The organism is Marinovum sp. 2_MG-2023 (genome assembly GCF_030548265.1).
Lineage (GTDB): Bacteria > Pseudomonadota > Alphaproteobacteria > Rhodobacterales > Rhodobacteraceae > Marinovum.
This window is the reverse complement of sequence record NZ_JAUOSD010000011.1, coordinates 65,389-88,485: the sequence shown is the minus strand read 5'-3', so window position 1 is coordinate 88,485 and position 23,097 is coordinate 65,389. Positions and strand designations below refer to the sequence as shown.

The window sequence follows — 23,097 nt, the reverse complement described above, 5'->3', positions numbered from 1 at the left end:
GTTTTCGCGCCTAACGGATCAAATTTGGACGAATGCGCATCCGGGCGCGACGTGCGACGGGCAAATGCCGGTTCAGCCGTCGATTGATCAGCCCAAACACCGCAATCAAAACCAGCGTTAACAAGATGAAATACCCGGCCAAAATCGGATAGGGCACAAAGGGGTTGAACGTCTTGTCGGCAAAATAGCTGGCGTAATAGAGCGCATCACCGCGTTGCTGAAACGCCGGAAACCCGGACAAATACACCAGCGTTGTGGCGTGAAACAGGAAAATCGCCTCGTTGGTATAGGCCGGCCAGGCCAATCGCAGCATGGTCGGCCAGATCACCCGGCGAAATCGCGACCACCCCGACAACCCATAGGCATCCGCCGCTTCAGTTTCGCCCTTGGGCACCGACAACAACGCCCCATAAAAAATCTCGGCGGAATAGGCGGCGGTGTTCAGGAACAACACCACCAACGCCCCCAACCAGGCCGAGGTGAACGGCGTGAACACCGGTGCGACCTGTTTCAGCGACAGGAACAAGAAATAGGCAAAGAAGAACTGGATAAACAGCGGCGAGCCGCGAAACAGGAAAATGAACCATTCCGCCGGTTTGCGCAGCAAGGGGCTGGCGGAAAATTTGCCCATCGCCAGCGCCGTCGCCAAAAAGAACCCCGACACCAGGGCCAGCACCCCGAAATAGACATTCCAGATCATGCCAGAGCCGATCAATACCACCTGCTGGCAGATCGTGAAATCAGATCGCGGCAGCAACCGCTCGCCCACACCGACAGAGCGCAGGGCATAATCCGCAATTGTGTCCCAGCAACTCATCACAGCGCCCTCATTTCATCTGACCGGAAATATCCCGGGGGAGGCCCTGCTTGCAGGGACGGGGGCAGCGCCCCCACTTTGCCTATCATGACCCTCATGCCGCGGCCTTTCGCTGTGCTTCGCCGCCTGCGGTGGCCTGCCCATGTGTCAGCCGCGACATCAGGCGGCCCAACACGACCTCGGATAATTTGGTAAACCCAAGGTAAAACACCAGCAGCGCAAGGAAATACCACATCCGCCAATCGCCATGGGGATAATCGGTGAAACGGGCGGTTTTCGTCCCGCCCAATTCCCGCGCCCAATAGACAATGTCCTCAACCCCCAGCAGGAACAAAAGCGGCGTCGCCTTGATCAGCACCATCCAAAGGTTCGACAGCCCGGGCAGGGCATAGACCCACATCTGCGGCACCAGAATACGCCAGAACGTCTGGCGCGGGCTCATGCCATAGGCCGCAGCGGTTTCCAATTGCGCATGTGGCACCGCACGCATCGCGCCATACATCACATTGGCGGCAAAGGCCCCGAAAACGATGGCAAATGTCAGCACCGCCAACAAAAACCCATAGGTTTCATGCACCCATTGTGCCGCATTGCCCAGCGGCAGCTTGGCAATGTCACAGACCACAAAATCGCTGCCCTGACGAATTGGCTGGTCCCAATCGGGGCATTTCACCTTATGGCGCAGCCATTCGAACCCCTGATCAAGCGCGATGACGAAGAACAGGAAAAACGCGATATCGGGCACGCCACGGACAATGGCGATATAGATCCGCCCCATCCAGTTCAGCGGGAACACATGGCTGCGCGCGGCCGCCGCCCCGGCAAAGCCAAACCCCAGCGCCACCGGCGCCGTGATCGCCAGAAGCAACAGCACAGTGCCGAACGAGCCGTAGAACGCCATATGCTTGCCGGTGGTCAGGTAACACGACAGCCAGGAAAAGCCGGCCAAAGTCTCTGGATCTGTGCAATAGCTGAAAATGAGGGGCCTCGTGAAATCAATCTGGGCGAATTGCCCACCCAATGCCGCATGCGGGCAGGCGGGCGTAACGCCCGCCACCCATTTTAATTGATCGTCTTAGAATGTCGCGCCGACTTCCCATTTTTCGATCAGGGCGTTCAGGCTGCCGTCGTCTTTCATCGACTGGATGGCCGCGTCAAACTTGGCGCGCAGCTCTGCATCGCTTTCGCGGAACCCCATGCCGATGCCGCCACCCAGAAGGATGTCTTCGGCCACAAAATCCAGCTCTGCGTCTTCTTCGACATAAGGCGCGAGGAAGGATTTATCGGCCAGAACCGCATCCGCTTCGCCGTCGCGCACCGCGCCGAGGGTTTCTTCCGGGTTGGAGAATTCCAGCAGCGTCGCGCCGATTTCCGCCACATGGCTGGCCTGGATCGTGCCGGTCTGTGCCGCGATCACCGCGCCCGCAGGATCAACCATCATGCCAGCCTTGCCGACAAAGGACGACGGATCAGGCTGGGTATAGTTTTGCGTGAAATCAATCACTTCTTCGCGTTCGTCGGTGATCGACATGCCCGCGATGATGGCGTCATAGTTGCCGCTGACGAGGTTGGGAATGATCGAATCCCACTCGTTTGTGACCCATTCACAGGTCAGTTCGGCACGCGCACACAGCTCGTCGCCAACTTCGCGCTCAAAACCGTCAACCTCGCCTGCGTCATTCAGGAAGTTGAACGGAGGATAGGCGCCCTCGGTGCCGAGGCGCACGGTCATCGCGTGGCTTTCTGCGAAAGCAAAGCTGGCCGTCAGCGCCAGCGCGGCGGTGCTCAAAAGGATGGTTTTCATTTTTATGCTCCCTTGTTTTTGTTTTTCAGACGGCCATCGTCGAGGAAAGGAACCCCCGCAACCGTTCCGATTTCGGCGCGCCAAACACCGCGTCGGGCGCACCTTCTTCTTCCACCAACCCCTGATGGAGAAAGACGACATGGTCGCTCACATCATGGGCCATTTTCATGTCATGGGTCACAATCAACATTGTGCGGCCTTCGCTGGCCAAGTCTTTGATCACCTTGACAACTTCCTGTTCCAGCTCCGGGTCGAGCGCGCTGGTGGGTTCATCGAACAACAGCGCCTCAGGCTCCATCGCCAATCCGCGCGCAATCGCGGCGCGTTGTTGTTGGCCACCGGACAACTGGGCCGGCCAGACATCACATTTATCGCCAATCCCGACTTTGTCCAGATAGTGTCGCGCGCGTTCCTCAACCTCTTTGGGATCGCGCCCCAGCACCGTGACCGGCGCCTCCATCACGTTTTGCAGGATCGTCATATGCGCCCAGAGATTGAACTGCTGGAACACCATGGAAAGATTGGTGCGGATGCGCAGCACCTGTTTGGCGTCACCGGGACGGCGGGATAGACCAGAGCCTTTCCACTGCACCGGTTCGCCTTTGAACAGGATGTCACCTTGCTGGCTGTCTTCCAACAGGTTGGCACAGCGCAAAAGCGTCGATTTGCCCGACCCGGAAGAGCCGATGAGCGATATCACCTGACCGCGCTGCGCGGTGATCGACACGCCCTTCAGGACTTCGAGTTGACCATAACATTTGTGCAGGTCGCGGATTTCTATGACGGGTGTCGGGTCTGGCACGGGAAACCATCTGTCAGGGAATTTGCCTGCCAGAAGGGCCGAAAAAACGCGCCAGTGCAACGAGAAACACGACAAAACCGGTCCATTCGCGCCCGATTTGCCGTAAGGGAATGCCTAATTTCGGTGCGGGCGGTAAAATTCCGGGCGCTCGGCGCAAATCCGGCGGGATTTGAATGGCCTATTTGCCGCTGACACGCTGGCGGGCGAGGGCGGATTCGACGTCGCTGACCCCCAGAAGTGGCGCCACCATGCGCATCAGCGCATTTTCGGCCTCATCGCGGCTGCCATCGGCCAGCACCACCTGCCAAAGCGACTCGATCACTTCGATCCGCGCCTCATAGGGCACCGCGTCCTTGATGGCGCGGGTAAAGCGCACGGTATCCGGTGCCTCGGATTCCAGAACCTCGGCATTCTTGCGCAGGGCAGTGGCCTCGAACGGGGAAAGGGCGAAACGCGCGGCGACAATCCTGTCGATCAGCGCGCTTTCGTCAGCATCGAACTGGCCATCAGACCGGGCCACCCGCACCAAAAGCGCGGTCATCGCCAGACGGGCGTCGTCATCGGCAAGCGGGGCGGGCTCTGGCTGAATCAGCCGGGAGAGGAAATCAGCAAACATGTTGCAGATATAGGGCAGGGGCGGGCGGGGGCCAAGATGGCTTGGCCCGCTTATGCCCAAGACAACGCGAAGTTTACCACGCGCGCCTTATTCCCATTCAATTGTACCCGGAGGTTTCGACGTCACATCATAGGTCACGCGGTTGATGCCCTTGACCTCGTTGATGATCCGGGTCGCGGTTTCCCCAAGGAATTCATGGCTGAACGGATAATAATCCGCCGTCATACCGTCGACCGAATTCACCGCCCGCAGCGCGCAGGCATAATCATAGGTCCGCCCATCGCCCATCACGCCAACGGTGCGCACCGGAAGGATGGCAACAAAGGCCTGCCAGATATCGTCATACAGCCCGTGTTTGCGGATCTGGTCGATATAGACCGCATCGGCCTTGCGCAGAATCTCCAGCTTTTCGCGGGTGATTTCGCCGGGGCAGCGGATCGCCAGACCGGGACCGGGGAAGGGGTGACGCCCGATGAAAGACGCGGGCAGGCCCAATTCGTGGCCCAGTGCGCGCACCTCGTCCTTGAACAATTCGCGCAGCGGTTCGACCAGTTTCAGGCCCATCTTCTCGGGCAGGCCACCAACATTGTGGTGCGATTTGATTGTCACCGACGGGCCACCGGAAAAGGACACCGATTCAATCACATCGGGGTAAAGCGTGCCTTGGGCCAGGAACTGCGCGCCTTCGATCTGATCGGCGTATTTCTGGAACACGTCGATGAACAGCTTGCCGATGATTTTGCGTTTGGTTTCGGGATCGGACACGCCGTCCAGCTCGCCCAGGAACAATTCCTGTTCCTCGGCGTGAATCACCGACAGGTTCATGTGATCGCGGAACATGCCGACAACTTCTTCGGCCTCGTTCATGCGCAGCAACCCGTGGTCGACAAACACACAGGTCAGCTGATCGCCGATCGCCTCGTGCAGCAGCGCGGCGGCAACCGAACTGTCGACACCGCCGGACAGGGCGCAGATCACCTTGGCGTCGCCCACCTGATTGCGGATCTTGGCAATTGCTTCTTCGCGGTAGGCGCCCATGGTCCAGTCACCGGCAAACCCGGCGGCACGGACAAAGTTTTCGTAAACGGTTTTGCCGTTCGGGGTATGGTGTACCTCGGGGTGGAATTGCACCGCAAAGAACTGGCGCTCCAGATCTGCGGTGATGGCGAAGGGCGCGCCGGGCGATGTTCCGTAAACCGCAAAACCGGGTGCGATTTCAGATACATGGTCGCCGTGGCTCATCCAGACCTGTTCGCGGCCTTCAAGGAACCAACCGGCCAGGAAATCGGGCCGTGTTTCGGTGGGCTCTACATAGGCGCGGCCAAACTCGGCGGTGGCGTGATCGCCGGCCTCAACCTTGCCGCCAAGATCCAGCATCATCACCTGTTGTCCGTAACAGATGCCAAGGATCGGCACGCCAAGGTCATAGACCGATTTTGGCGGTCGCGGCGACCCCTCGCGCATCACCGAATCCGGTCCGCCGGAAAAGATGACCGCCTTTGGCGCGAAATCCGCCAAAAAGGCGTCAGTCACGTTCTGATAGGGGTGGATTTCGCAATAGACATTCAGCTCGCGCAGGCGACGGGCAATAAGCTGCGTTACCTGGCTGCCAAAGTCGATGATAAGAAGGCGGTCATGGATGTCCTGTGTCATGAAACGGCTTTAGGCGGGGCCGCGTTCAAGGGCAAGAGCTAACCCATGCTATCGGACTTTGGACGGCCCTGTTTGCGGCTTTTCAGGATGTCCTGACGATAGGACCACATGGCAATGCCAGCCCAGACAGACACATAAAGAAATCCACCCACAAACAGGAATTCCCCCGGAATAGGCCCGACATTGGCGCGATCCACCGCCTGGGCCCAGCTTTCCACCGGGGTGGGATGCACCGCGATCTTGCCGCCAAAGGCCAATGTCTGAATCAGCAGGATCCACAAATAATTGCTGCGGATACGCCGCCCGACGGATGTCAGGAACCCGACATGGTATTTGGGATGAAGGTAATCTTCGGCCAGGGTTTGTTGCCATTGCTCCTCAAGATGCAGATCGCCATCATGCAGCATGGGCGCGTAAAAATGCGTCTCAAGCCAGCGTGCCCGGGCGCGCCAAACGTTGAAATAGCGATAGCGCCGCGCCTCAAGCATCAGGAACAACAGAATCAGAACCCCCACCAAAACCAGGGGCAAAGGCGAAGAATTCGGGGTGGAAAACGAAATCGACAACGCCACCCCAAGGGTCACAACCGCCCAATTCGTGGTGGTGTCCAATCGCGTTCGCCAGATCGTGCTGCGATACACTTCGCCGCGATAAAGATGCGCAACCGCCGTAATTTCGGGCGAAGTCAGCTCTTTACGCTCGGATTTCGGTGTTTGTTTCGTGTTTAGGGCTTCGGTCTTGATCGTCATGTGCTCGCCGTGTTTTGCCCGCTCTCCGAGGAGGGGTATGCACCTTCCGCAAGGGAAGGTAAAGGAACGCGAAGGCGGTGATGGTCGACACAACGGCCTTGGCCCTTGCAGTTGATCGGGCGATCAGGTGTCTTGGTGGACATCACGCACAGACTTCAGCGCAAATAACGGGGCAAATACGGGGGGCATGGAATGGAACGCATTCTGACCGAATTCGGGATGGGGACATCCCTGCGACGGGGCGATTACACCCAGGCGGCCAAACGGGCGATTGAAAACGCGCTGTGGCACAATTCAATCAATGCCGCCGAGTTGTTCGGCTTTGACAAACAGGACATGCGAATCGCGGTGCAGATTGCGGTGCAGGATCCCGATGCCGTGGATCGCACTGCGGTGGCGGCGGTGTTTCCCTATGGTGTGCCCGAGATCACGGTTGTGCGCGGCGGATTGGCGATTCCCCGTCCCGAGGGCAGCGGAAATCCGACCCTGATCGCCCATGCCGCCATCACGGTTCGTTTCGATATGGAGCGTGTCGCATGACGGATCGCCGCTTGATTATCGAGATGGGACAAGGTGTTGACCTGCACGGCGGGGATTATACCAAGGCTGCGGGTCGCGCGATTGACGACGCTTTGCGCCATTCAAGTTTGCACATCGTCAAGACACTGCACTTGTCACAGGATGACGCGCGAATTCAGGTCACGATTGGCGTGCAGGCACCGGATAAGGTGCACATCGACGTGTTGCTTGGCAAATTTCCGTTTGGCCGGGTGACAATCACCCCGGTGCTGGGCGGTATGGATGTCTGTTTCCCCGACAGCGATGACATTCAGGTGGTTGCCAGCGCCGCGATCGAGGTGTTTCTGCCGCCGCAAACCGAATGGAGGCTGCGCAAAACGGCCCCCTAGGATCGCCAACATGTCGTTTTCCGGTCTCAAAGGACGGATTTTCGCCATGGCGCATCGGGCCCCTGCTGTAAATCCAGAAGAAACGCCGGCACATGCCCGGATCGGATCGAAAGGGTGACAACATGTCAGAGGCAGGGACCCGCAGACGGGCAAGAGGGGGCGGCGGCGCAGCCCGGCGCGCGGCACGTTCGGCCGTGAGCTTTGACACGGCGAAATACATCGAACGCAACATCCCATTGTACGACCTTCTGTCGGATGAGGTGCTGTCGATCATCGAAGCCAACGCCGAAACCGTTCTCGAAGAGATCGGGGTGAACTTCGTTAACAATCCCGCCGCCCATGCCCTCTGGCGCGAGGCCGGTGCCGATGTCCGTGGCGAGCGGGTGCATATTCCCCGTGGATTGGCGCGCAAGCTTTGTGCCACCGCGCCCGCCACCTTCACCCAACATGCCCGCAATCCCGCCCGCAACGTCGACATTGGCGGCAAGACATTGGTCTGTGCCCCGGTCTATGGCCCGCCCTTTGTGCGCGATATGGCCGGTGGGCGGCGCTATGCGACGATGGAGGATTTTCGCAAGTTCGTGAAGCTCGGCTATATGTCGAAATGGTTGCACCATTCCGGCGGCACAGTGTGCGAGCCGACCGATGTGCCGGTGAACAAGCGTCATCTGGACATGTTGCTGGCGCATATGACGTTGTCGGACAAACCGTTCATGGGCTCTGTCACCGAACCCAGCCGCGCGCAGGATTCGGTCGACATGTGCGAAATTCTGTTTGGGGCGGATTTCGTCCAGCAAAACACGGTGATGACCTCGCTCATCAACGTCAATTCGCCGCTGACCTTTGATGATGTGATGATGGGCGCGCTGGAGGTTTATGCGCGCAACAATCAGGCCTGCATCATTTCGCCTTTTATCGTGGGCGGCGCGATGGCCCCGGTGTCGGTGGTGGGCACCCTGACCCAGGTGCTGGCAGAGGTGCTGGCCGGCATCGCCTATGCGCAATTGGTGCGTCCCGGCGCGCCGGTGATTTTCGGCGCATTTGTCACGTCGATCGACATGGGGTCCGGCGCGCCGACATTTGGCACACCAGAGGCCAGTCAGATCCTGTACGGGGCCGGGCAATTGGCGCGACGCATGGGATTGCCCTTTCGGTCCGGTGGCGGGTTGTGCGGGTCGAAACTGCCGGATGCCCAGGCGGCCTTTGAAACCGCGCACACCCATAACGCCGCTTTGCTTGGCGGCGTGAATTTCATGCTGCATGCCTGCGGCTGGCTTGAGGGTGGGTTGGTGTCGAGCTTTGAGAAGTTCGTCATGGACGCCGACCAATTGGGCGTATTGCACAAAATGGCAGCAGGCGTTCGCGCCGACGAAAACGCCCAGGCGATGGATGCCATCCGCGAAGTGGGCCCCGGCGGCCATTATCTGGGCTGCGCCCATACCCAGGCCAATTTCCAGGACGCGTTCTGGAAAACCGACGTGCTGGATTACAAGCCGTTTGAAACCTGGGATGAAGAGGGGGCCAAGGACACGATGGTGCTGGCCGCCGAACGGGTGTCAAAGATGCTGGCGGATTACCAGCAGCCGGCGATGGACCCCGGCGTGAACGAGGCTTTGACCGCCTATGTCGCGAACAAGAAAGCCTCGATGCGCGATTCGTTTACCTGATACTGGCGCAAGGGGCGGCGTCGGCACATCATGGTCTGCGCCGCGCCGGCCCTGGCCGTGCGCAGGGGAAAGGTGCCTGACGCGCCTCATCGCGCGGCACGGATCAACGCGGCTTCGCCCATCATGGCGATCATGATTTCCACATGGCGCGCCACATCATAGCTGGCGCTGCGTTCGACGCGCGCGTCGTTCAGTTCATGTTCCATTTCCAAAAGTTTGATCAACGCGGGCCCGGACCTGCGTGGGGTGGATCCGCCCATGGCGCGCTGCAAATGCAGGTCGCGACGATAGTCGATCAACCCGGCACGAGCGGCGCGAATCAACAGACGGGGACGGCGAAGTTGGCTGAGAAGTGACAAAGCATCTTGCATGGTTTTGGTCTCGCAATCGTGGGTTTGTGTCAAAACCATGGCACAGCTTTAGCGGGTGTTGCGCGGTCCTGCGAAATAGCGTTCGGCGGCCTCAGTATTGTTTATCCTTTAGAAACAATGATGTCCTAAGGCGGAAACTATTAACGAATGAGTAACCAAATCGCCTTTAGGTTGTGGATAATTTTACAGAACGCGGGATCTGAACCTTGCAAAAGATGGAAAATGGACCTTCTTCGGTGATCAACTGGCCAGGCCAGTCGACTCTCGATTGGCCGGGCTGGGTGCCAAAGGCCGCAGCGCATTACATCCGTCATGTCGAGCAAGGCCAATCGTTGCGCCAATTGGCGCAGCAATCCGGCTGCCACCCCTCCACCGTTTTGCGGCAAGTGCGCCGGCTGGAAAGCCGCCGTGACGATCCGCTGGTGGATTCCGCTCTGCGGCTTCTGGGAATTTCCATTGCTCAAAAGGCGACGGTGACCAGGAAAGGCAAGAGCATGGCAGCACAACCCAAGCTTGATAACCACCCGACCGATGACGAAACCCTGAACCGCGAGGCGCGCCGCGTGCTGCGCCGGATGAGCGAGAGCGGCGCGGTGCTTGCTGTGGTGCCGGACATGGAAAAGGCCGTTGTGGTGCGCGAAACCGCCAGCGGATCAACCCAGCGCACCGCAGTTGTGGATACCGAAATTGCCCAGGCCATGGCGCTGAAGGAATGGATTACCTGCAAGACCCCCGGACGGATAACGCGGTATCATATCACCGCTGCCGGGCGGGCTGCGCTCAGCCATCTTCTGGCGCAGGACGAATGTCAGGTGCAGGCCACAACCGGTCGCGAAACCCCCGGCAGACAGTCGGGCAGATCGGGCGAGGGCAGCCGCGCGACCGGCATGGCCGAGGCCCAGGCCGCCTTTTCCGCCGCGCCGGATATGGCGACAGCGGAAAAGGTGCGCCCACGCCGGCCACGCGTACGCTACAGCGCCAATGAAACGCCGCTGACCTCTCTGGCGCGGCGCCGTACCAAGGACGGCACCCCGTTTCTCAGCGATGATCTGGTTTCGGCGGGCGAGCGGCTGCGCGAAGATTTCGAAATTGCGCAGATGGCGCCGCGGACCACCCAGAACTGGGACAGTTTCCTGACCGGCGGCACCGACAGCGGCCTGGCCTCGGGCGATGGCCCATTGGCCACAACCGAAGCGCGCCGTCGCGTTGCCGAGGCCCTGGGCGAACTTGGCCCCGGACTGGGGGATGTCGCCCTGCGGTGCTGTTGCTATCTCGAGGGGCTGGAAACCACCGAACAGCGCATGGGCTGGAGCGCGCGGTCGGGCAAGATCGTGCTGCGCATTGCGCTGCAACGCCTGCGCCGCTTCTATCAGGACGTCCAGGGCGGCGACGCGATGATTGGCTGACCGCGATGTGACACGGTCAGGACCATGCGCGTGGATGACAGCCCTCAGGCGATCAGATCATCGAAATCCCGCGCACAGGTGATGTCGACCTCGGTCAGCCCGCCGGCCTCGTGGGTGGTATAGCTCAGGCTGCAATAGCCCCAGCCAAAGGCCACATCCGGGTGATGCCCATGCCGGTCGGCAACCCAGGCCGCGAGATTGGCCAAATAGACCGCCTTGGCGAAACCCTTGACCGTGATCTTGCGGGTGATGGTGGTGCCATCCCCCGACAGCGCCCAATCCCCATGCAGCCCGGCCATCTTTTCCCGTGCGCCGTCGCGGTCCAACAGGGGCGTTTCGGGCGAACAGGCCCCACCAATCGTGCAAATTGTCATTGTGTCACCTCAGGCTGCATTGGGTTTGGCTGGATAGGTCGGCGCATGTAGCCCCATACTCTGGGCGCGGCGCACATCGGCCAGCAGATCACGTTCGGCCGCGGCAAACAGATCATCCAGATCCTCGATCACAAAATAGATCGGCTGATGAATGTCGATCCGATAGGGCGTGCGCAGGATGTCGATAATGTCAAACGGCCGCCGTTCCGGCCCGACCTCACTGACGCTCCAGGGCAGCTCGATCACAGACGACGCAAGACCAGAGCCCAACGCCTTGTAGCCGCCATTTTCCACCACCAGACCAAATTCAATCGTGAACCAATACAGCCGGATCAACCAACTGTAATTTTCCCGGGTGGCCAACAGGCCCGCCTTGCCGATCGCCTCAGAAAATCCGGCAAAACGCGGATCGGTCAACAACGGCGCATGGCCGAACAATTCATGAAAAATATCCGGCTCTTCGATATAATCGAAATGCTCACGGCGGCGGATGAACGAAGCCGCGGGAAAGGTCTTGGTCGCCAACATCGAAAAGAACCGGCCAAACGGGATCAGGGCCGGGACCGCCTCGACCTGCCAACCGGTCAGATCGCGCAGAGTGGTCGAAACCTCCGGGCATTGCGGCACCCGCGTCTGTGACATGCCCACCCGCGCCAAACCATCAAGATAGGCCGTGGCCGCATGGGTCTGCACATTCGGCAGTTGCTGGGCATAAAGATCGCGCCAAACAGCGTCTTCCTCGCGGGAATAATCGATAAAACCGGCGCTGTCCGGCTGTTTGGCAACATATGTGGTGTTCTTGGGCATTTTGGGCCTCCTCCTAAGGGGGAGCTTGCGCCAGTGCAGGAGGAAATTCTTGCCTTTCCTGCCTCTCTATGGCGATATCTTGGCAAAATATGCCTCAGTTTTGGAAGAGGAGGGTAAAATGACCCTGACAGTCGACGACACCGACCGCCGGATTCTGCAACTGCTGCAAACCGACGGCAAAGCCAGCGTTCAGGACATCGCCGCCAAGGTCGCGCTGTCGACCTCACCATGCTGGCGGCGGATCAAACGGATGGAGGAGGCCGGATTGATCACCGGCTATACCGCGCGGCTCAATCCGAAATTGCTTGGCCTGCACGCGCTGGCCTATGTGTTTGTCTCGCTGATGGACCACCGAGAGGACACCATTGCCGCATTTTCCCGGTTGGTTGACACTCAGGAACGTATCATCGAATGCGCCAGCGTGACCGGCGAAAGCGATTACATCCTGAAAATCGCGGCGCGAGACCCCGAAGACCTCGATCACTTTCTGATGCGCGGCATCCTGTCGTCCGGTCTGGTCCGCGCCAGCCACACCCATTTCGTGTTGCGCCGGACAAAGCCGACTTCGCCCTGGCCCTTGCTCTGACGAAAAAAGGACCAGAGCGCACCCTGGTCCTTCTTCTGTTCACAAATATCCCGGGGGAGTCCCGCAGGGACGGGGGCTGGCCCCCGATTGCATCCGCTTATTCCGCAGCAACGCCTTTGGCCTCTTCTGCCAGATAGTCCAGCAGAGTTTCGGGCGAGGACACACCATAAGGATCTTCGCCGTGGTTGTCGGCGAGGCCGGGCTCTTCGAACCAGGCTTCGATCACCCCATCCTTGACGATGGCCGCATAGCGCCAGGAGCGCATGCCAAAGCCCAGATTGTCCTTGGCCACCAACATGCCAACCTTGCGGGTGAATTCGCCCGAGCCATCAGGAATGACCGACACGGCCTTCAGATCCTGCGATTCGGCCCATTTGTTCATCACAAAGCTGTCGTTGACCGACATGCAGTAAATGGCGTCGATGCCATTGGCGGCAAATGTTTCGGCGTTCTTCTCGAAACCGGGCAATTGATAGGTCGAACATGTCGGGGTGAAGGCGCCGGGCAGCGAAAACAGGATCACCCGTTTGCCCGCAAAATAATCCGCGGTGGTCTTGTCTTCCCAGCGGAACGGGTTCGGGCCTTCGATGCTCTCGTCGCGCACACGGGTGTGAAAGGTCACGTCGGGCAGGGTGTAGCCAGTTTTCATCTTGCTCTCCATTTGCATCAAGTTCTGGAATGATTCCAATCTGAGCGGAATGGAGTATTCTGCGGCTGCGAAGTCAAGGCTTTGCACCTGCAGAATTTTCCCGAACCAAGGAGAAATCCGCCTTTGCACGGCAAACTTGCAGCGAGCACAACTGATTAAATAGGGGATGCGCGACAGCATGACAGCCTTGATGACTTGGCATGGCTCGCTGCAAGTGCTTATGTTATAGGCGTTGAAACCAATTCATGTCGCGGGGAATAAATCGTGCGAGACCTCAAGATCCCGGAACAACGCCACCCAGAAAAGGCGCATCGCCCCGACAACGCCCAGCCAAAGAAACCGTCGTGGATCCGGGTCAAGGCGCCAGGCGGCGAAGGCTATAACACCACGCGCAAGATCATGCGCGAAAATAACCTTGTGACGGTCTGTGAAGAGGCCGGTTGCCCCAATGCCGGTGAATGTTGGTCCCAGGGCCATGCGACGATGATGATCATGGGCGATATCTGTACCCGTGGCTGCACCTTCTGCAACATCGCCACCGGCAAGCCCGACACGCTGGATGCGTTTGAACCGGGTCGGGTGGCGCATGCGGTGGAAAAACTGGGGTTGAACCATGTGGTGATCACCTCTGTCGATCGGGATGACCTGAAGGATGGCGGGGCAGATCATTTTGCCCAGACAATTCGCGCGGTGCGCCACCGTTCGCCGAAAACCACGATTGAAATCCTGACACCGGATTTCCTGAAATGCGCGCCTGAAGTGTTGGAAATCGTCGTCGAGGCCAAACCGGATGTGTTCAATCACAATCTGGAAACCGTGCCGGGCCTGTACCCCGAGGTGCGCCCCGGCGCACGCTATTTCCATTCCCTGCGTCTGTTGCAGCGGGTCAAAGAGATGGACCCGTCGATCTTCACCAAATCCGGCATCATGGTCGGACTGGGCGAAGACCGCCAATCGGTCATGCAGGTGATGGAAGACATGCGCGCCGCTGACATCGATTTTCTGACCATTGGTCAGTATCTGCAACCCACACCCAAACACCATGCTGTGGAACGGTTTGTGCACCCGGATGAATTCGCCACTTATGAAAAAGCGGCTTATGGCAAGGGGTTCCTGATGGTTTCGGCCACGCCGCTGACCCGGTCGTCGTATCACGCGGGCGATGACTTCGCGCGGTTGCGGGCCAATCGCGAAGCGAAACTGGCCAAGGGCTGAACGCGCTTTGCGCGCTGGGCGAAGAGGCTGAGCGAAGAATAAAGAGAAGAAAAAGAGAGGGGGCCAGCCCCCTCACCCCCGGGATATTTTTGGTCAGATGAAACCAAAGACCGTGTTGCCGGTTGATCAGCCCGAGGCCAATTGCCGGATCATCGCGCGCCCCAATGCGGGGATGGCGGTGCCGAGTTTCAGCGCCCGGATGGCAAAGCCACGGCGCAGCGGGTTGGTGGTGTTCACCATCCGCCGCCCACGTTCCGAAAGGCGGATCACCCGCGCCCCTTCTGCATGGCGGGCAGCGTGATAGCCATCGGTGGCCTTGGTCATGATTCTATGTGCAAGATCTGCGGCGTCGGCCATGCCGAGGTTCATGCCGCGGCCGCCAACCGGGGAATGGCAATGCGCCGCGTCCCCGGCCAGAAACACCCGGTCACGCTGGTATGTTTGCACTTGGCGGATTGAAATGGGAAAGCTGCCTTTGCGGTGCACGCGGCGCACATCCATCTTGACCGGCAGCGCCGCCAGCGCATCTTCGCTTGAGGAAATGACCCGAAACCGGTTTTCCTCCAGCGGGGCGACCACCAACACGTCACCACCGTCGAGCAGGAAAATCTGAAACCTTGTTGGATCGCGCCAATTCTCGGCCTCGACATCGGCAATCGACCACAGACCGGGCAGGTCGTGGCCGGGGAAATCAAGCCCCAACGCGGCGCGCACGCTGCTTCTGACGCCATCGGCCCCGATCAGGTAATCCGCATGCAACATGCCGTCGCTGGTCTCGATCTCGACCCCGTCGGGGGTTTGCTGCAATCCCTGAAAGGCGACGCCGTATCTGACGATTTCGCCATAATGGGTCAGGGCGGTTTCTAGATGGGATTCGGTGCGGTCCTGGGCCAGCCCCCAAATGCGGCTGGCAGTGTCGAAGCCCAGAGGCAGGCGGGCGATTTCCTCGGCGCGGAGGTGAACAGATACGCCGGAAAAGGCAATTGCCTCGGCCAGGATTGCATCGGCAACACCCGAGGGGCGCAGGATTTCAAGTGAGCGAGGTTGCAGCCCGACAGCGCGCGACAGATGCGACGGGCCGTCACGCGATTCAAGTGTGGTGACCCGCGCCCCAAGGCGCGCCAGTTCCACCGCAGCAGTAAGACCGGTCGGGCCGGCCCCGGCAATCACGACGTGCATAGCTCCCCCCAGAACATGCGGATGTGGGGAAAGCTTACACCGATTCTAGGTAATCACCCGGCATCTGCTGTGTCCGGCATCGGCAATGCTTTGACATATGCGGCAATTGCGGCACGGTCTTCGCTGCTCAGCTGTCCGGTATTGGCCACCACATTGGCCATATGGCCACCGGCGCTGTCAAAGTCCGGGGTGAAGCCGGTTTCGAGATAATAGGCGATGTCCTGGGCGGACCAGGTCAGCTTGTCCGGGGTAAGTGCCGGGATTGTGCCGGTTCCGGATGGGTCCGGGGCACCGGCCATCCATTGCCCGCGATCCAATCCGCCAAGCACGTTGCGTGGCGTATGACATTCTGCACAATGGCCCAGCGCCTCGACCAGATAGCGACCACGGGTCAGATCCGGGCCAAGGTCATTGCCGTCCATCACCCAACCCGTGTTGAGGAACAGCATTTTCCAACCGCCAAGTGAGCGGCGGATATTGAAGGGAAAGCCGACGTTATGGTCCTGCGATGCGTCGGAACTGGGCGGCAGGGTCTGCATATAGGCCCAAAGATCGACGATATCGCGATCATCCATCCGGGCATAAGACGTATAGGGAAACGCGGGGTAATAATGCTGACCTTCGGGCGATACCCCGTGCAGCAGGGCATTGGCGAGGTCACGCATCTGCCAATCGCCGATGCCCTGTTGCGCATCGGGCGAAATGTTTGGCGCAATGAAGGTGCCAAAAGGCGAGGGGAACTCCTGGCCCCCCGCCAGAACCAGTTTGTCGGCGCCACTGGCCCCCGGGGCCGCATGACAGGACGCACAACCGGCGGCGGTAAACACCTGTTTGCCCCGTTCGACATCACCCGTGGCATCGGCAAATGCGTCACTGGCCACGGTTTGCGGCGCAGTGGCGACCCATCCGACCCCGGCCGCAACGATCGCGGCCGGGATCAGCAATTTGAGGAATTTAGACATGTTATCCAATTACTGCGGAATGCGGAAAGACTTGTGGCAGTCCGAACATGTGGCGCCCAGCGCCCCAAGGATCGGGCCAACCGCCTCTTGTCCATTGCCCGCTTCGGTTGCAGCTTTGGTCGCCGCAAGGCCAAAGGCCTCCCATTTGGCGTTAAAGCCGTCCACGTCGGCAGCAATGCTGTCTTTGGCCGTGGTGCCATCGATCATACCGCCATCGGACCCTTCGGGAAACAGTGACGCAAAGTGGACCATCGAAACGCCTTGCAGCGATTCACCTGCGGCGGTGGCAACTGCGGCGTCGTATTCCATTTGGCCCTTGGCCATGGCGCCAAGCGTGCCAAGGTTCAGTGCGATCACCTGCATCAAACCCTGACGGGCCTTGATCTCTTTTTTGTAGTCTTGCGCGGTGGCGGCCGTGCCGGCCAGAATTGCCGTCGCGGCAACAAGTGTTACAAGCTTCTTCATCACTACCTTCCTGGTGTTGGTGGCTAGATCCAAGGTTAGTATGCATGGCGCAGATGACAAACATATTCTTTATCGCTGCAAATCGGGTGCGTTTTTATGCACAACGCTAGCTGGGATGATCTGCGCTATGTGCTGAGCGTGGCGGAAACCGGGTCGGTCAGCGCCGCCGCGCGGGCGCTTGGGGTCAATCATGCAACGGTTTTGCGCCATGTCGCCGCGTTCGAGGACAGCCACGGCGCCCAGGTCTTTGAGCGCACACACCAAGGCTATCAGCTGCGCCCGGATCGCGCACATGTGATCGACGCGGCGCGAAAAGCGGCGCTTGCCTTGCGGCGGGTCAGCCATTTGATGCGCGATGGCGGCGGCGGGTTGGGCGATACGTTGCGGCTGACCTCGACTGATACTTTCTGCACCACGGTTCTGGCGGCGGGTTTGGCGGGGATGAGCCGGGATCTGGCACCTCAGCGGATTTCCCTGATGTCGAGCAATGCGCATTTGGATATGGCGCGGCTGCAGGCGGATGTTGCCGTGCGCCCGGCTTTGGCGCGCCCGGCGGATATGGCGGGGGACAGCGTGGCCGAACTGGGCTTTGGCGCTTATGCCCGCGACGGGGCGGTTCGCCATTGGCTGGGACTTGCCGGGCCATTGGTGCGGGCAACCCCCGCGCAATGGATGTCGGAACATGTGGCGCCGGATGACATTGTCGCCTGCGCCGACAGCTTTGTGGCGTTGCGGGCGATGGCCCTGGCGGGGCAGGGCATTGCGATCCTGCCGCATATTCTGGCGCAAGGGGATCCGGGGTTGCAGCCGATGCAGGTCGGATTGCCGGCCATGCGCAGTCCGATCTGGGTGCTGTGCCACCGCGATCTGGCTGACTCGCCCGGGATGCAGCGGGTCATGACGGTGGTTGGTTCCGTGCTGATCGCTGCGGCGGACCGGCTTCGCGGGCCATAAGTTTCGCGGGCCAAAAGCCGCCGACGCCATGGGCCCATAGATCCATGGCGTTATTGGCCGATGATCCCCCGGCGCGGTAGACGCTCTGCGGTCAGAGCATCCGGCCAGCCAATCCATTTTTCAATCGCATAGAGTACCAGACAGGCGGCAATCACCCCGAAAACCAACATCACCTTGCGGGTCGAAGGTGGATTGCGCGCCCATCGCGACATGCGTAGCAGCCAATGCATTGCACCAAATCCTGTGTGACGCCGCGAACCTCCGGCTGACCAAGACCTAACGCGTTTCGCGGGCTGGTTCAAATTCGCGACCCGGATCAAGTTAACGGCCCGGCCCAAACCGCAGCCCACGCGCCCAAACCGCCGCTATTCGCCGGTAAACCGCACCTTGCCGATATAGGGCAGATTGCGATTGCGCTGGGCAAAGTCGATGCCATACCCGACAACAAATTCATCCGGGATTTCAAAACCAATCCAATCGGCACGGAAATCAACCTCGCGCCGGGTCGGCTTGTCCAACAAGGCAATCGACCGCAGCTTTGCAGGATTGCGCGACAACAACAGGTTGATCACATGGTGCAGCGTGTGCCCGGTATCAACAATGTCTTCGACCACCAGCACATCACGCCCCTCGATCGCCCCGCGCAGATCTTTCAGAATGCGGACCTCGCGGCTGGATTCCATTGCATCACCATAAGAGGACGCCTCGATGAAATCGACCTCGACCGACATGTCCAGCTCGCGCACCAGATCGGCAATGAACACGAAAGATCCGCGCAAAAGCCCAACCACAACAATCTTTTCCGATGTGCTGAATTCGGTCCGGATGTCGCGGCACAACTCTTCGATTCGGGCCGCAATGGCCTTGGCCGAGATCATCTGATCTATCACATATGGTCGTTCGGTCATGGGCCACCCCTTGAAATTCCTGGATCAAAGGGCGACACCGGCCCCGCAATTGTCATGACAAATCCGGGGCCCTATGCCAACCCATTCCGAAACCCGCCACCTGCCGTATACCGCGCAACAGATGTACGATTTGGTGGCTGATGTGGGGCGTTACCCCGAATTTCTGCCGTGGTGCGCCGCGGCCCGCATCCGGCGCGAGGTGGCACAAGCCGACGCATCCACCCTGTTAGAGGCGGATCTGGTGATTTCCTTCAAGGTGTTTCGCGAAAAATTCGGCAGCCGCGTTGTGCTCTGGCCCGAGGCCCGCAAGATCGACACAGAATATCTCGACGGCCCGTTCAAATACATGAAATCCAACTGGGGCTTCGCCGACAGGCCGACCGGTGGCTGCGACGTGTCCTTCTTTGTTGATTTCGAATTCAAGAATGCGATCCTGCAAAAGATCATCGGTGTGGTGTTCAACGAAGCCATGCACCGCATCGTGCGCGCCTTTGAAACCCGCGCCGCCGCGCTTTATGGAACCACCGGATCAACCTGAAATCTGACCCAGGTCAAGAATCTGTCCCATGTAAAAAGGACCCCGCAGGGCCCTTCTTCTGTTCACAAATATCCCGGGGGAGTCCCGCAGGGACGGGGGCTGGCCCCCGCCTTGTCTTTAACTGGCGTGATCCCTAGCTGGCGTGGTCATAGGCCCGTTCGCCATGTACCGCCATGTCGAGCCCGTTGGTCTCGGTCTCTTCATCGACCCGCAGCGGCGTGATGGCCTTGACCACATAGATCAGCACCACGGTGACCACTGTTGTGAACACGCCCACAATAGCCAGGGAGCCGAGCTGCGCGACAAAACTGCCCGCACCAAAGACCGCAATCATGATCGTGCCAAAGATGCCGCCAACGCCGTGCACCGCAAAGACGTCGAGGGTGTCGTCAATCTTGAGCGCGTTGCGGATGAAGTTCACCGCCTCCTGGCACAGCACCCCGGCAATTGCGCCAATGATCAGCGCCTCGACCGGGCCAACAAAGCCGCTGGCAGGTGTGATCGACGCAAGGCCCGCGATGGTGCCGGTGACCAGACCCACCAGAGAAGATTTGCCAAATTTGATCTTTTCCCAAAGCGCCCAGGTCAGCGATGCGGTCGCCGCCGAGATATGCGTCACGGTCAGCGCCATTGCCGCGCCACCGTCGGCGGCCAATTGCGATCCGCCGTTGAAGCCGAACCAACCGACCCAAAGCATCGCCGCGCCGATCATCACGTATCCGGGATTGTGCGGTGGTGTGGTCCGGTTGCGGCGCGGCCCAAGGAACACCGCCAGGATCAGGGCCGCAAGACCCGCCGTTTCATGCACCACAATGCCGCCGGCAAAGTCCTTGACGCCAACCTCGCCAAAGATGCCCCCATCGGCCAGCATCCCGCCGCCCCAGATCCAATGCACCACAGGTGCATAACAAAGCAGCATCCAAAGCCCGGAAAACGTCAGGACAAAGCCAAAACCAACCCGTTCGACATAGGCCCCGACAATCAGCGCCGGAGTGATGATCGCGAAGGTCATCTGAAAGGCAAAGAACAAAATCTCGGGCAGGGTGCCGGACAGATCCTCGGTCGTCATGCCAAGCAGCAGAAGTTTGTCCAAACCACCCCAATAGCCGCTGTCGCCGCCGCCAAAAGCGATGGAATACCCGGCAACGAACCAAAGAATGCTCATCAAGCAGGCAATCGCATAGCAATGCATGAAGACACTCAGCACATTGCGCGCGCGCACAAGCCCGCCATAAAACAGGGCAAGCCCCGGCAATGTCATGAAAAGGACCAGCGCGGTTGCAACTATGATCCAGGCTGTATCGGCACCATTCATCCCTAAGAATCCTCCTGATTGGCCACTTTCGGGGGCAGAAAGCGTACCGGAGGTGCAAAAAAAAGCAGCAACCGACCGAAGCGGCGCACAAATGGGCCGCGATTCATGTATGCCTGAATATTGCGCGAAAAAATCGGATAAAGATTAATTGTTGCGCAGAGTATGCAGGAGCAGGCCGAGCGCGTGATCGCGGGCGGCGGCGCGCACGTTTTCCCGGCCCAGGGCCCCGAATTCGACCGTCTGTGCGGTGGTGCCATGGGCATCTGCCACCGCGAAACAGACCCGGCCCTCGGGTTTGAATTCTGACCCGCCGGGTCCGGCAATGCCAGAGATCGAAACAGCGGCACTCGCATCTGCGGCGGCGCGCGCGCCTTCGGCCATTTCGATCGCCACTTGTTCCGATACCGCGCCAAATGTCGTCAGGGTCTTGGGCGACACGCCCAACATGTCCTGTTTGGCGGCATTGGAATAGGTGACAAAGCCCCGTTCGAATATTGCCGATGATCCCGCCACATCGGTGATGGCGGCGGCAACCATGCCGCCGGTGCAGCTTTCGGCACAGGTCACGGTGGCCCCGGCGGCGCGGGCCGTGGCCAACAGATCCGTCGCCAGCGACATCAGACCAGCACCCCATGCGCAATCGCGGCCAGGACAATGGCGACCAAAGCCGCCGCAACCCCGGCAATCACATCATCCAGCATCACCCCCAGCGCATCGCCGCGCCGGTCGGCCTTGCCGATTGGGCCGGGCTTCCAGATGTCGAACAGACGGAACAACACAAACCCCGCCACAATACCGGGCCAAAGCCGCAGCACCTCTGCGCCCATGAAGGCCGCACCAAAAGAGACCGGCAAGAGCGCGATCCACTGGCCTGCAACTTCGTCGATGACAACTTCGGACGGGTCGTGATCGTCCTGACCGGCGGTGACCTGTGCCGTGGCCCACCAGCCAAGCGCAAAGATCACCAGCGTCGCACAGAGCAAAAGCCACGGGCCCCCAACCACATGCAGGATCCAGGCAAAGGGCAGGGCGGCCAGCGATCCCCAGGTGCCGGGCGCGGGCCGCATATAGCCGACATAAAACCAGGTGGCGACAAGTTGGCTCATATCCGCACCAAAAGAACGCTGGCCTGTGCCGCGATCCCCTCTGAACGGCCGGTAAAGCCGAGTTTTTCCGATGTGGTTGCCTTGACCGAGATCTGATCCACATCCGCCGTCATGATATCTGCCAAGGCGGCGCGCATCGCATCCGCATGCGGGCCAATCTTGGGCCGCTCACAAATCAGGGTGACATCGGCATTGCCCAGACCAAATCCCATCTCGCGTGCCAGATCCATCGCGTGACGCAGGAAGATATGGCTCTCGGCGCCTTTCCATTGCGGATCAGAGGGCGGAAAATGCTGGCCGATGTCACCGCGTGCCAAAGCACCATAGATCGCATCGGTCAGCGCATGCATGCCGACATCGGCATCGGAATGCCCCAACAGCCCGCGATCATGTGCCACCTGCACCCCGCAAAGGGTGACATGGTCGCCGTCGCAGAAGGCATGCACATCATATCCATTGCCAATGCGCATGGGGCGCGCTCCTTTCAGAAACTGTTCCGCACGGGCGAAATCCGCCGCATGGGTAATTTTGAGGTTCTCTTCTGCGCCCATGGTAATGGTCACGTCCAGCCCAAAAGCACGCGCCACCGCGACATCATCCAATGCGTCGCCGTCAAAGGCGCGGTGCGCCGCGAGGATCATATCAAAGTGAAACCCCTGCGGTGTCTGGGCGCGATACAGCCCGGATCGGTCGCGCGTGCCGGTCACGCGGCCATCCTCGCCGGTCCAAAGCGCATCGGTCACCGTCAGCGCCGGCGCGGCGGCGGGGCCATGATGCAGCGCCGCGATCACGCCATGGATCACCGTGGTCGAAACGCAGGGGCGGGCCACATCATGGATCAGGACCGCATCAAAGCCCTGATCGGCCAGCGCCTCTAACCCCCGGCGCACGCTGTCGGCGCGCGTCGGCCCGCCGGTCACCAGATCAACGTTCAGCCCCCGGGCCTCGGCCTGATCATCGGGGTGGATCACCAGCACGGTCTTGGCGATGTCCGGCAGGTCAAATGCCGCCAAAGTCCAATCCACCACCCGGCGCCCGCCAAGGGGCCGCCATTGTTTGGGCGCACCGGGGCCTGCGCGGGTGCCACGCCCGGCGGCGACTATCAAAACGGCAATCTTCATGCCGCGGTTGATATTCCCTGCTGATGCAACTGGCAATTGCCCCGGGGTAATTGCCTATTTTTTTGGCAAACGATCTTTTCGCAGATGCAGCAACGCCTCGGATTGTTGCAGTTGCCCCCTCAAGC

28 protein-coding genes are annotated in these 23,097 nt (G+C 60.0%); 8 read left to right on the top strand and 20 right to left on the bottom strand.

Features of this window, described 5'->3' with window-relative positions; genetic code table 11:
• Positions 1-10: 10 nt before the first annotated feature.
• From Q4577_RS13755 to Q4577_RS13725, 7 genes are all read right to left on the bottom strand, one after another.
• Positions 11-817, bottom strand: coding sequence for an ABC transporter permease (locus Q4577_RS13755; protein ID WP_244690196.1), 807 nt, complete (start codon positions 815-817; stop codon positions 11-13).
• Positions 818-911: 94 nt separating this feature from the next.
• Positions 912-1,796 (bottom strand): ABC transporter permease, encoded by an 885-nt coding sequence (locus tag Q4577_RS13750; protein ID WP_303467963.1) that lies wholly within the window; start codon positions 1,794-1,796, stop codon positions 912-914.
• Positions 1,797-1,892: 96 nt separating this feature from the next.
• Positions 1,893-2,621, bottom strand: a complete 729-nt coding sequence (locus Q4577_RS13745) for a transporter substrate-binding domain-containing protein (protein WP_303467884.1) — start codon at positions 2,619-2,621, stop codon at positions 1,893-1,895.
• Positions 2,622-2,646: 25 nt separating this feature from the next.
• On the bottom strand, positions 2,647-3,423 hold the full coding sequence (locus Q4577_RS13740; RefSeq protein ID WP_303467883.1) for an ABC transporter ATP-binding protein: 777 nt from the start codon (positions 3,421-3,423) through the stop codon (positions 2,647-2,649).
• Positions 3,424-3,601: 178 nt separating this feature from the next.
• A complete protein-coding gene (locus tag Q4577_RS13735; RefSeq protein WP_303467882.1) occupies positions 3,602-4,039 on the bottom strand; it encodes a TerB family tellurite resistance protein in 438 nt (145 codons plus the stop codon).
• 87 nt (positions 4,040-4,126) lie between these two features.
• The gene (guaA, locus tag Q4577_RS13730; protein WP_303467880.1) at positions 4,127-5,692 is read right to left on the bottom strand and encodes a glutamine-hydrolyzing GMP synthase; all 1,566 of its coding nucleotides are present in this window, start codon (positions 5,690-5,692) and stop codon (positions 4,127-4,129) included.
• Between the two features lie 38 nt (positions 5,693-5,730).
• Positions 5,731-6,441, bottom strand: coding sequence for a DUF2270 domain-containing protein (locus Q4577_RS13725; RefSeq protein WP_244690187.1), 711 nt, complete (start codon positions 6,439-6,441; stop codon positions 5,731-5,733).
• Positions 6,442-6,633: 192 nt separating this feature from the next.
• On the opposite strand from Q4577_RS13725, the gene Q4577_RS13720 reads away from it, so the two are divergent.
• The 3 genes from Q4577_RS13720 to Q4577_RS13710 all read left to right on the top strand — a co-directional run bounded on the left by Q4577_RS13720 (position 6,634) and on the right by Q4577_RS13710 (position 9,016).
• Positions 6,634-6,981 carry a Lin0512 family protein gene (locus tag Q4577_RS13720; RefSeq protein ID WP_303467879.1) on the top strand — a complete coding sequence of 116 codons (348 nt, stop codon included), beginning with the start codon at positions 6,634-6,636 and terminating at the stop codon, positions 6,979-6,981.
• Positions 6,978-7,349: a Lin0512 family protein gene (locus tag Q4577_RS13715; protein ID WP_303467878.1), complete on the top strand. Its 372-nt coding sequence runs from the start codon at positions 6,978-6,980 to the stop codon at positions 7,347-7,349. The genes Q4577_RS13720 and Q4577_RS13715 overlap by 4 nt, the downstream gene beginning before the upstream one ends.
• A gap of 122 nt (positions 7,350-7,471) precedes the next feature.
• On the top strand, positions 7,472-9,016 hold the full coding sequence (locus Q4577_RS13710; protein ID WP_303467877.1) for a trimethylamine methyltransferase family protein: 1,545 nt from the start codon (positions 7,472-7,474) through the stop codon (positions 9,014-9,016).
• Between the two features lie 86 nt (positions 9,017-9,102).
• Here the strand turns inward: Q4577_RS13710 and Q4577_RS13705 are convergent, their stop codons facing one another.
• A complete protein-coding gene (locus Q4577_RS13705) occupies positions 9,103-9,426 on the bottom strand; it encodes a DUF6477 family protein (protein ID WP_303567621.1) in 324 nt (107 codons plus the stop codon).
• Between the two features lie 176 nt (positions 9,427-9,602).
• On the opposite strand from Q4577_RS13705, the gene Q4577_RS13700 reads away from it, so the two are divergent.
• Complete coding sequence (locus Q4577_RS13700; protein WP_303467962.1) at positions 9,603-10,793, top strand: DUF6456 domain-containing protein; 1,191 nt, start codon at positions 9,603-9,605, stop codon at positions 10,791-10,793.
• Between the two features lie 44 nt (positions 10,794-10,837).
• Here Q4577_RS13700 and Q4577_RS13695 read toward each other — a convergent pair whose 3' ends face one another.
• Together Q4577_RS13695 and phhA are read right to left on the bottom strand one after the other, a co-directional pair.
• Positions 10,838-11,167, bottom strand: a complete 330-nt coding sequence (locus Q4577_RS13695) for a 4a-hydroxytetrahydrobiopterin dehydratase (RefSeq protein ID WP_303467876.1) — start codon at positions 11,165-11,167, stop codon at positions 10,838-10,840.
• 9 nt (positions 11,168-11,176) lie between these two features.
• On the bottom strand, positions 11,177-12,013 hold the full coding sequence (gene phhA, locus Q4577_RS13690) for a phenylalanine 4-monooxygenase (protein ID WP_303467961.1): 837 nt from the start codon (positions 12,011-12,013) through the stop codon (positions 11,177-11,179).
• Positions 12,014-12,092: 79 nt separating this feature from the next.
• Here phhA and Q4577_RS13685 point away from each other — a divergent pair, with 79 nt between their 5' ends.
• Positions 12,093-12,560 (top strand): Lrp/AsnC family transcriptional regulator, encoded by a 468-nt coding sequence (locus Q4577_RS13685; RefSeq protein WP_244690174.1) that lies wholly within the window; start codon positions 12,093-12,095, stop codon positions 12,558-12,560.
• A 97-nt stretch (positions 12,561-12,657) separates the two neighbouring features.
• On the opposite strand, the gene Q4577_RS13680 is transcribed toward Q4577_RS13685, so the two are convergent.
• Positions 12,658-13,209: a peroxiredoxin gene (locus Q4577_RS13680; RefSeq protein ID WP_303467875.1), complete on the bottom strand. Its 552-nt coding sequence runs from the start codon at positions 13,207-13,209 to the stop codon at positions 12,658-12,660.
• A gap of 264 nt (positions 13,210-13,473) precedes the next feature.
• Between Q4577_RS13680 and lipA the strand changes: the two genes are divergently transcribed.
• On the top strand, positions 13,474-14,424 hold the full coding sequence (gene lipA, locus Q4577_RS13675; protein WP_244690170.1) for a lipoyl synthase: 951 nt from the start codon (positions 13,474-13,476) through the stop codon (positions 14,422-14,424).
• 126 nt (positions 14,425-14,550) lie between these two features.
• Here the strand turns inward: lipA and Q4577_RS13670 are convergent, their stop codons facing one another.
• Genes Q4577_RS13670 through Q4577_RS13660 form a run of 3 tightly spaced genes read right to left on the bottom strand, consistent with a single transcriptional unit; the run spans position 14,551 to position 17,030 of the window.
• Positions 14,551-15,603 carry an NAD(P)/FAD-dependent oxidoreductase gene (locus Q4577_RS13670; protein WP_303467874.1) on the bottom strand — a complete coding sequence of 351 codons (1,053 nt, stop codon included), beginning with the start codon at positions 15,601-15,603 and terminating at the stop codon, positions 14,551-14,553.
• Positions 15,604-15,656: 53 nt separating this feature from the next.
• Entirely contained in the window at positions 15,657-16,565 is a 909-nt protein-coding gene (locus tag Q4577_RS13665) for a cytochrome c (protein ID WP_303467873.1), read from the bottom strand.
• Between the two features lie 9 nt (positions 16,566-16,574).
• Positions 16,575-17,030 carry a cytochrome c gene (locus tag Q4577_RS13660; protein ID WP_303467872.1) on the bottom strand — a complete coding sequence of 152 codons (456 nt, stop codon included), beginning with the start codon at positions 17,028-17,030 and terminating at the stop codon, positions 16,575-16,577.
• A 96-nt stretch (positions 17,031-17,126) separates the two neighbouring features.
• Between Q4577_RS13660 and Q4577_RS13655 the strand changes: the two genes are divergently transcribed.
• Complete coding sequence (locus tag Q4577_RS13655; protein ID WP_303467871.1) at positions 17,127-17,984, top strand: LysR family transcriptional regulator; 858 nt, start codon at positions 17,127-17,129, stop codon at positions 17,982-17,984.
• Positions 17,985-18,034: 50 nt separating this feature from the next.
• Here the strand turns inward: Q4577_RS13655 and Q4577_RS13650 are convergent, their stop codons facing one another.
• Together Q4577_RS13650 and hpt are read right to left on the bottom strand one after the other, a co-directional pair.
• Positions 18,035-18,214 (bottom strand): hypothetical protein, encoded by a 180-nt coding sequence (locus tag Q4577_RS13650; RefSeq protein ID WP_303467870.1) that lies wholly within the window; start codon positions 18,212-18,214, stop codon positions 18,035-18,037.
• 135 nt (positions 18,215-18,349) lie between these two features.
• Complete coding sequence (hpt, locus tag Q4577_RS13645; RefSeq protein ID WP_244690158.1) at positions 18,350-18,892, bottom strand: hypoxanthine phosphoribosyltransferase; 543 nt, start codon at positions 18,890-18,892, stop codon at positions 18,350-18,352.
• 73 nt (positions 18,893-18,965) lie between these two features.
• On the opposite strand from hpt, the gene Q4577_RS13640 reads away from it, so the two are divergent.
• Positions 18,966-19,430, top strand: a complete 465-nt coding sequence (locus Q4577_RS13640) for a type II toxin-antitoxin system RatA family toxin (protein ID WP_303467868.1) — start codon at positions 18,966-18,968, stop codon at positions 19,428-19,430.
• Positions 19,431-19,563: 133 nt separating this feature from the next.
• Here Q4577_RS13640 and Q4577_RS13635 read toward each other — a convergent pair whose 3' ends face one another.
• The 4 genes from Q4577_RS13635 to Q4577_RS13620 form a co-directional block, all read right to left on the bottom strand.
• The gene (locus Q4577_RS13635) at positions 19,564-20,745 is read right to left on the bottom strand and encodes an ammonium transporter (protein ID WP_303467866.1); all 1,182 of its coding nucleotides are present in this window, start codon (positions 20,743-20,745) and stop codon (positions 19,564-19,566) included.
• 144 nt (positions 20,746-20,889) lie between these two features.
• Positions 20,890-21,363, bottom strand: coding sequence for a CinA family protein (locus tag Q4577_RS13630; RefSeq protein WP_303467865.1), 474 nt, complete (start codon positions 21,361-21,363; stop codon positions 20,890-20,892).
• Complete coding sequence (locus tag Q4577_RS13625) at positions 21,363-21,851, bottom strand: phosphatidylglycerophosphatase A (RefSeq protein WP_303467864.1); 489 nt, start codon at positions 21,849-21,851, stop codon at positions 21,363-21,365. The genes Q4577_RS13630 and Q4577_RS13625 overlap by 1 nt, the downstream gene beginning before the upstream one ends.
• Entirely contained in the window at positions 21,848-22,972 is a 1,125-nt protein-coding gene (locus Q4577_RS13620; RefSeq protein WP_303467863.1) for a bifunctional 2-C-methyl-D-erythritol 4-phosphate cytidylyltransferase/2-C-methyl-D-erythritol 2,4-cyclodiphosphate synthase, read from the bottom strand. The genes Q4577_RS13625 and Q4577_RS13620 overlap by 4 nt, the downstream gene beginning before the upstream one ends.
• Between the last annotated feature and the right edge of the window lie 125 nt (positions 22,973-23,097).